At 61.5% G+C, this 7,416-nt stretch carries 9 protein-coding genes; 4 read left to right on the top strand and 5 right to left on the bottom strand.

Features of this window, described 5'->3' with window-relative positions; translation table 11 throughout:
- From DID96_RS37195 to wecB, 4 genes are all read left to right on the top strand, one after another.
- Window positions 1–170: transposase (locus DID96_RS37195; RefSeq protein WP_148094503.1), on the top strand; the 170-nt coding region annotated here is incomplete at its 5' end.
- A gap of 34 nt (window positions 171–204) precedes the next feature.
- Window positions 205–1,053, top strand: coding sequence for a hypothetical protein (locus tag DID96_RS37190; protein ID WP_260464168.1), 849 nt, complete (start codon window positions 205–207; stop codon window positions 1,051–1,053).
- Complete coding sequence (locus DID96_RS37185; RefSeq protein WP_124604243.1) at window positions 1,050–2,744, top strand: NfrA family protein; 1,695 nt, start codon at window positions 1,050–1,052, stop codon at window positions 2,742–2,744. Before DID96_RS37190 ends, DID96_RS37185 begins: the two co-directional genes overlap by 4 nt.
- A gap of 21 nt (window positions 2,745–2,765) precedes the next feature.
- Entirely contained in the window at window positions 2,766–3,998 is a 1,233-nt protein-coding gene (gene wecB / locus DID96_RS37180) for a non-hydrolyzing UDP-N-acetylglucosamine 2-epimerase (RefSeq protein ID WP_185732497.1), read from the top strand.
- A gap of 234 nt (window positions 3,999–4,232) precedes the next feature.
- Here wecB and DID96_RS37175 read toward each other — a convergent pair whose 3' ends face one another.
- The 5 genes from DID96_RS37175 to DID96_RS37155 form a co-directional block, all read right to left on the bottom strand.
- Complete coding sequence (locus tag DID96_RS37175; RefSeq protein WP_124604241.1) at window positions 4,233–4,493, bottom strand: hypothetical protein; 261 nt, start codon at window positions 4,491–4,493, stop codon at window positions 4,233–4,235.
- Window positions 4,494–4,610: 117 nt separating this feature from the next.
- Window positions 4,611–4,793 carry a hypothetical protein gene (locus tag DID96_RS37170; protein ID WP_124604239.1) on the bottom strand — a complete coding sequence of 61 codons (183 nt, stop codon included), beginning with the start codon at window positions 4,791–4,793 and terminating at the stop codon, window positions 4,611–4,613.
- 92 nt (window positions 4,794–4,885) lie between these two features.
- The gene (locus DID96_RS37165; RefSeq protein ID WP_124604237.1) at window positions 4,886–5,668 is read right to left on the bottom strand and encodes a hypothetical protein; all 783 of its coding nucleotides are present in this window, start codon (window positions 5,666–5,668) and stop codon (window positions 4,886–4,888) included.
- A 160-nt stretch (window positions 5,669–5,828) separates the two neighbouring features.
- Window positions 5,829–6,959 carry a hypothetical protein gene (locus DID96_RS37160; RefSeq protein ID WP_124604235.1) on the bottom strand — a complete coding sequence of 377 codons (1,131 nt, stop codon included), beginning with the start codon at window positions 6,957–6,959 and terminating at the stop codon, window positions 5,829–5,831.
- 241 nt (window positions 6,960–7,200) lie between these two features.
- Entirely contained in the window at window positions 7,201–7,413 is a 213-nt protein-coding gene (locus DID96_RS37155; RefSeq protein ID WP_260464169.1) for a transposase, read from the bottom strand.
- Between the last annotated feature and the right edge of the window lie 3 nt (window positions 7,414–7,416).

Here is a 7,416-nt window from a genome sequence, read left to right as displayed (position 1 = left end):
CCTGGTCCCAGACACGTCAGACCAACGGGTTCCTGGAAGCCATCAACGGCCTGTTTCAGGCCGCCAAACGACGTGCTCGCGGCTACACGAACTTCGAAACTATGCGCACCGTGCTGTTCCTGATCGCTGGCAAGCTCGACTTCACTTCGATCAACCCGCATACCGCATAACCCATTCAGATTTCAAAAGAGCCTCGCCTATGTCGTGCTGATCAACTTCGTTTTTCTTGCCGTGCTTCAGAGAAGCGGATATGCCGTTCCTGTCAACGCGCCCCTCGCTACGCTGGGCGGCTGGATCAATCCGTTGCTGTGGGTGAACACCGTGATGCTGTTTGTCCGCGCCGGACAGCGCATCCATTTTGTCAGCAGGCTGAACGGCCCGGTCCAGGGGCTGCTCTCGATACCGAGGATGTTCGTCAACAACCTGATCAACTTTTACGCGGTGTGTCGGGCGTGGCGCATCTATGTCGGGCACCTGGTGAGCGGCAAGCCTATCGCATGGGACAAGACCAGTCACACGTACTTGTCGAATGAGGCGCTCGGGAAGGCGCGCAGCAAGATCGGCGAAATCCTGGTCGCATGGGGCGTGCTGACACCCGAGAAATTGCAGGCGAGCCTGGAGACACAACTGACATGCGGCAAGCGACTGGGCGAGCTGCTGATGGAAAGCAGTGCGATCTCGGCCGTCTCGCTGGCGGATGCGATCGCAGAGCAGGCGGAACTGCCCCGAGTGAGCCTCGACAATGTGGCGGTAGGCCACTTTGCGGCCTCGCTGGCGTTCGAGCTGCAGTACGCATATCGCGCTGTCCCGTTTTCAACCTCGGACGACGGGACGTTGAACGTTGCGGTCGGACGCCCCCTCACACAGGACGAACAGGATGTCGTGAGGCGCGGCGCCAAGGCGAACGTTGCCTACTTCATTGCCAGTGATGCGGAGATTACCGCCGAACTTGCCCGGCACACGCGCTTTGCCGAACTCGCGCGAGTACGCGATGGCGATGCGGCGACGCTGCGGGTGTTGCCGGCGGAAAAGACGGCGGGAGACCAGGCATGAAAAGCTCGAGACTCCCGCTGGCGGTTTGCCTGAAGTGCTGCGTCCGCGCGAGCGCGTTGGCGGCGGCCTTGTCGTTGGTCTGGCAGACCGAGGCTAACGCGACGCAGCCGCTCGCGCCAAAGGCGTTCCGACTGGCTGATGGCGCATACAAGGCGATCACCGCCGGCAACCTTCCTCGTGCGGAGGATTACGCGCTGCGTGCGCTGAAGGTGCAGCCTGGAAGCGAGCAGCTTGGATTGCTGCTCGTGGATGTACTCATGAGAGAAAGGAAAATCGAACAGGCAGACGCCCAAGTGGAGGCGTTGCGGGTCCGCTTCCCGAACAGCGTGGCAGTGCTGGCGCAGCACGGCTTCATGGCGCAGCGGCAGATGCGTTACGACGTGGCGGTGAGCGATTTCTCGGCCGCCGTCGGGACAGGGAGATGGAGCAGGGATCAGCAGCGCAACCTGCGTCTCGCGTGGGCGGACAGCGCGCTCGCGGCGGGTCGTTTGCACGAAGCGGGTGTTGCACTGGCGCCGTTGGCCGATCAAAGATCAGCCGCGATTCAACTGCGCATCGCGCAGTTGAGCTTGATGGCCGGTGACCGCGACGGCGCCATCCGCGTGGCGGAACTGGCCGCCAACGACGCGTCGACGGACGCCGACCGGAAGATGGCCGCGACGATCGTCGCGCAGGCACGGCAGCCCGAGCAAGCACCGCTGGCGCCGGCGGACGATTCCGCGACACAGAAGTTGCAGATGGCCTATGACCTCCTGCGTGAGCACAAGGATCGCGAGGCGCTCGGCGCATTTCAGCAGGGTTTCAACGGTGGTGCGGGCAATGCGATGAACTACGCGGACGCGGGCTATGCCGCCAAACGTGTCGGATTGAACGAGCAGTCCGTTGAGCTCTTCGAACATAGTCTCGACGCCAACGAAAGCGAGCAGACATTCGACGAGCAGCGCAAGTTCGGCTATCGGCGAGAAATCGAGCAGTTGCAGCGCACCTGGGGTTTCGTGCTGAGCGCGCCATACCAGACGGCCGCGTTCGGTCCGCAAGGCACGATCAGCGTGTTGCAGCCTGGTATCGAAGCGTACTGGCAGCCGCCGAAGATCGGATATCAGAACGGGCGTGTCCTCCAGTTCTTCGTGCGCGGCTACGGCACGGCATACGACGGGTCGGGCAACGTGACCGGCATGCCGACCGTGCAGGGTTCGGTGGGGGTGCGCTACAAGCCGCTTTCCGAGCAGAACGTCGTGATGACCGCCGAGCGGCTTTTCCGCGTCGGCAGCCTGTCGATGACCGACTGGCTGATGCGCGTGGGCTATTCGTCGGAAGCGGGTACCGACCTGAGGGTCACCGAACCGAGCTGGCGTAGCTGGCAGGCCTATGTCGAAGGCGCGTACTTCATCAGCGCGGGCCGGTACATCGTTTATTCGGAGTTGCGTTACGGGCACACCTGGCGTTTGCCGATGATCAGCGACCACCTGACGGTATACCCGCACGCGGCGATTGCCGGCGATCACGACAACCGCGAGACGAACAAGACGGCAATTGGTGTGGGCCCCGGCGTGCAGTTCCGTTACTGGTTTCGCGAAAGCCGATACAGCGCGCCGGCAAGTTACGTGGATGTAACGGTGCAATACCGGTTGCCACTGACGTCAGCGGCGCGCGCGCGGGGTCTTGTCGTGCGCGCGACATTGTGGTTTTAGCAGTTCCACGGGGAGAGAAAAGTGAAAAAGGTAATGGTGGTATTCGGTACGCGGCCCGAGGCTATCAAGATGGCGCCGCTGGTGCATGCGCTGAGGAAATGTGCGGACTTCAGTGTCAGTGTATGCGTGACGGCCCAGCACCGCGAAATGCTGGATCAGGTGCTCGAGCTCTTCGACATCCAACCGGAGTTCGATCTCGATCTGATGCGCAGCAGGCAGACCCTGACCGATATCACGTCCAGCATTCTGGGCAGTATCGGAAACGTCTACGAGCAGGCGAAACCCGACATCGTCCTGGTTCACGGCGACACGACGACGACGCTGGCTGCGAGTCTCGCCGCGTTTTACCGGCATATTCCCGTGGGGCATGTCGAAGCGGGGTTGCGCACCGGCAACCTGAGGTCCCCGTGGCCGGAGGAGATGAATCGTCGCTTCACGGACACCATATCGTCGTGGCATTTCGCGCCGACCATGCAGGCGCGGCAAAATCTCATTTCCGAGGGTACGGCGCCGGAACACATCGTTCTCACGGGCAACACCGTGATCGACGCGCTGCTTGCGATCAAGCGACGACTTGACGAGGAGCCACAGCTCACTGCGGAGGTCGCCTCGCGATATCCGTTCCTTGATCCGGCGCGCCGGCTTGTTCTCGTGACAGGGCATCGGCGGGAGAACTTCGGCGAGCCATTCAGGCAGTTTTGCGCCGCGCTGCGTATGCTTGCGTCCGACTATCCGGATCTCCAGATCGTGTACCCGGTCCATTTGAATCCGTCGGTGAGGGAGCCGGCGGAGATCATCCTGTCGGGCCACGAGAATATCTTCCTCCTTGGTCCGCAGGAGTACCTTCCCTTCGTATTCCTCATGTCCCGGGCGCATTTCGTGATTACCGATTCCGGCGGCATTCAGGAAGAAGCGCCCGCGCTTGGCAAGCCGGTGCTCGTTACGCGCGATACCACCGAACGCCCGGAAGCCATCGAAGCGGGAACGGCTCGGCTGGTCGGTACCGATATCCTGACCATCCTGAATGCCGCATCGGAGCTGCTTGGCGATGCCGACGCGTATCAGCGGATGGCGCAGGCTACAAACCCGTACGGAGATGGGCATGCCTGCGAACGTATCGTCGGCGCGCTGTGGGAGGGGGAGGATGTTCAGCAGATCAACGGTGCGTTGGCGCTTGGCGTCGATCGAACGCCCGTGGAGCCGGTGGAGTCCATGGAGCCCATGGAGATGCCGGTGCCATTGCGCGTTGCATGACGCCAGAGAGGGTTTCACCGGCATTCACGAGGAACGGCATCGTTACGTCGGGCATGTTGCTGAACGGTAACGCGGGGCGCTCGCCTGCGGCAGGATTTTGCAGGCAAGAAAGCCCGCCAACGGAACACGCTTGGCGGGCTTTAACCGCCGCGAGGGTGAAACCCGCGGCGGTCTGGAGAACTTCGGTGCAACGCGATCGAACACGGCTGCCACTGTGAGGCGGCATCGTGAAGCTTACAGGCCGAGCTTCGCGATGACCTGGCCGCCGAGGTTGTTGATCGAATTGGTCACGGTGGTGAGATCCAGGTGGGTCGATGCATCGACCTGAGTCACCGGGGCCGTGATGGTGTTGGGGCTGGCGAACGAGTAGCCGCTGCCGGTCGCGATATTGTTGACGCCGAAGTTGCCGAACACGCTACCACCGCTGACGGAAGCCATTTCCTTGCGGCTGAGTTCCTGGGCGCGGGACAGATCGTTGATCATCAGTGCGGACATGGTAAATCTCCTTGGGTTAGCTGCAGTCTGGAAAAGAGCACGTTTCGTTGCGCTCGCAGCTACATATGCACGGGACGTGCCAGTGCCGATTCATGTACCCCGGAGACTCATCTAACCTCATGAAAAGAAACGAAATTCAATCTGGTTGCCGCCATTGTGCATGGCCCGCCGAGCAAGATTGAAGCGCGACGATGTCTGGTCTTCCCAAACCATTTCCTTGGCAGGTGTCTTCATTCGCCCAACATGATGCGTATTTCGGCGGGCGTTGTACGGGTCGAGCGTGCAGGTGGCGCGCGGCATGCGTAACGTGATTCCATTGTCAGGAACGCAAAGGGGACACTGCAACGCGGTGCACGCCCCCTGGCTAGCGGCCGTTGCGATGGACGCCGAATTCATCGAAGTGCGAGCACGCGCGCCTGGAGATCGCGGTTGAGCGCGTCAAGCCGGTCCGCGTCGGTCTTGGCGGACAGCGCGCCGCGCGCCTTCCGGCCCAGGAAGTAGGCAATGCGCTCGGCGTTCGCGCCGGACGGATGCGGCAAGCCACGAAGAATCCGGTCCGCGCGAATCGCGCCGCGTTGCGCCAGCCAGTCGAGCGCTTCGGTCACTCTCGGACCTAGTGGCACGAAAACGGCGCCATCGAGCGCACGCGCTTCCAAAGCGAAATGTGTTTCGATTTGCTGCCGCAGGAACGGCGTCCGGGTCATGTTCGGTGTGCCGTTGTAGTTCTTGCCGTCGACGAAAACGGGATGACGCAGCACGGAGGTCGTTTGCACCAGATGGCTCGCCGGACCGAACAGCGCATCGCAACTCGACAGACCGAGCCAACGGTTCAAACCGATATGGTCGAGCAATGCAATCAGGTTCGGTCGCATCGCGCCACTGAAGGCGCCCGTCTGTTTCGCGGCCTGGTGTGCGGCATCGAGCGTGGCGCCAGCCAGCAACTGGCGTTTGGCTTCCCGCATGGCGTTCTTCCACTGTGTGAATCCGGGCGTGATGCCGACCAAAACGAGCCGGGCCGACGGGTTCACGCAATCGAACGGAATGTAGTGGCTGCTCAATGCGGCATCCTGGCCCAGCAGGAACGTTGCGGGAATGTCGGCCGGATGCTCGATGTGGTCGATGTCGAGCGTGCGGATCGCGGGAGCGAATTCGGAGAAGCGGTTGTTGTTGTTCATGGTCTCTCGTGCAGGGTGGCGGAACAGGATATTTAGTGTCTGAAACGGGTTGTGCGATGCGCGGCCGTCACGACCTTGCCTTCGGCGCTGACCACGGCGTAGCTCGGAAAAACATTGGGGCATGGCTTTGCCGCGCCTGGCACGCGCGAGCGTGAGTGACTTAGTCCGATGACTGGCCCAGTGCCCTTAGCTGCCGCTCGATTTCTGCGAGACGCCTGGTCGCGAACGCTTCCTGCGCGCGCAGCGCCAGCCAGTCCGTGGGGAGTTCGAGCAGTTCTGCAATGCGCGTCATGAAGTTCCCATCGTCGAAGCGTTCCACGATGTCCGGGTCGATGCAGAACCCGGCGGGCGCCTTCATGAACGGGACTCCGGCGGCGACCAATGCGCCGTGCAGTGTGCTGCCCTGGTGCGCCATGAGCGCGTTGCGTCGCGCTTCCAGCGCTTCAGCCAGTTCGTGAGGATTAGCGAAGCGCCGCTGCTTCAGATTGACCTCTTCAGCGCTCCAGTAACGCATGACCGGAACATACCGGCCCTTGCTCTGCAGCCACGCTTTCGCGATATCGCGCGCGATGTAGGTCCGGCCGTTGTCGTTATCGGTCTTCAGCGGACTGGCACGTTTCGGATTGGCGGCCGCGCGCACACTCATTTCTTCCATGCCGGCCAACAGGGCCATCTGACGGATGGTCAGGCCGTCGAGCGTTGAGTCGTCGCTTTTGCCGCGACCGCGCGAAAAGTACGAGAAACCTTCGCCGCCTTCAAGAATGTGGCGAGCGTTGGCGAGTTCGGCGACGAGCAGGCAGTTCTCCGCGCTCGTGCTGATAGCTGCTCCGTAGGAATCCCACTGCTCGGCGTAGTGGCCTTCACAGGCGTCCATCAGCAGATCGGCGATCCACATGTACGTGCTTTCGTACGCCATGGCTTCCGCACTCGCATCGAGCCTGCCATGAAAGGCGAAGTCGTAGAGCACTTCCATCAGGCGCGCGAAACTCGTGTCCCGGATGCCTTCGTAAGTCAGGCCGATATCGGCCGCGACGCACTCGGGGTCGAACAGGCCGGTGAAATTTGTGACCTTGAAGGCGGCTTGCGTGACGGGGGGCGAAAGCGCCGCCTCACCGGTGATGCAGCCCAGTGCGCGCAGATAGTGCATCACGACGTTGGCGATGTCTCCGCGAAAAGCTTCCAGCATGAACGGAGGTGCGTTGAGGGACGTACTGGCGGTGTCACCCGGAGTCGATGTATTGATGTGTTTGTTCATATCGTGCATATGGTTGATGTCGACGTGCGGCATCATTCCATGCTCTGGCTTTCATGTCAACCATATATATCGACGATATGGATAGCCGGGGCTGCAGCTGCGCTCCCCGGAAAAGCTGCAAGTGCGTTTCGTCCAATTGACCTTGATGCGGCCTCATCAGGCAGGGGGTAGGCAGCAGGCATTGGTTGCAAAGATGGCAGGTTTTCTGCGCTGTGTATCCAGCGTGGCACAGCGTGTGTCAGCCCGCAGGTGCGTGAACATTGACTTCCTCTCCGGCCTAAAGACCGGAGATTCCTACTTCTAGCGCACGAAGTCCCGTGCGGGCAATGTTCCTTGCGGCGTTCGTGTCGCGGTTGTGTTCCGTGTCGCAATTGCTGCAAGTCCACTGCCTTATTCCAAGTGCGGCCCTACCTTTCGGACTGCTGGGCGGGATAGTCCCGCAGCACGAGCACGACTGGGTTGAAAACGCTTCGTTGACCTCTGCGAACACCAC

Source organism: Burkholderia sp. Bp8963 (assembly GCF_003854275.1).
Lineage (GTDB): Bacteria > Pseudomonadota > Gammaproteobacteria > Burkholderiales > Burkholderiaceae > Burkholderia.
The sequence above is the reverse complement of the archived record's forward strand: the minus strand, read 5'-3'. Positions and strand labels throughout refer to the sequence as shown.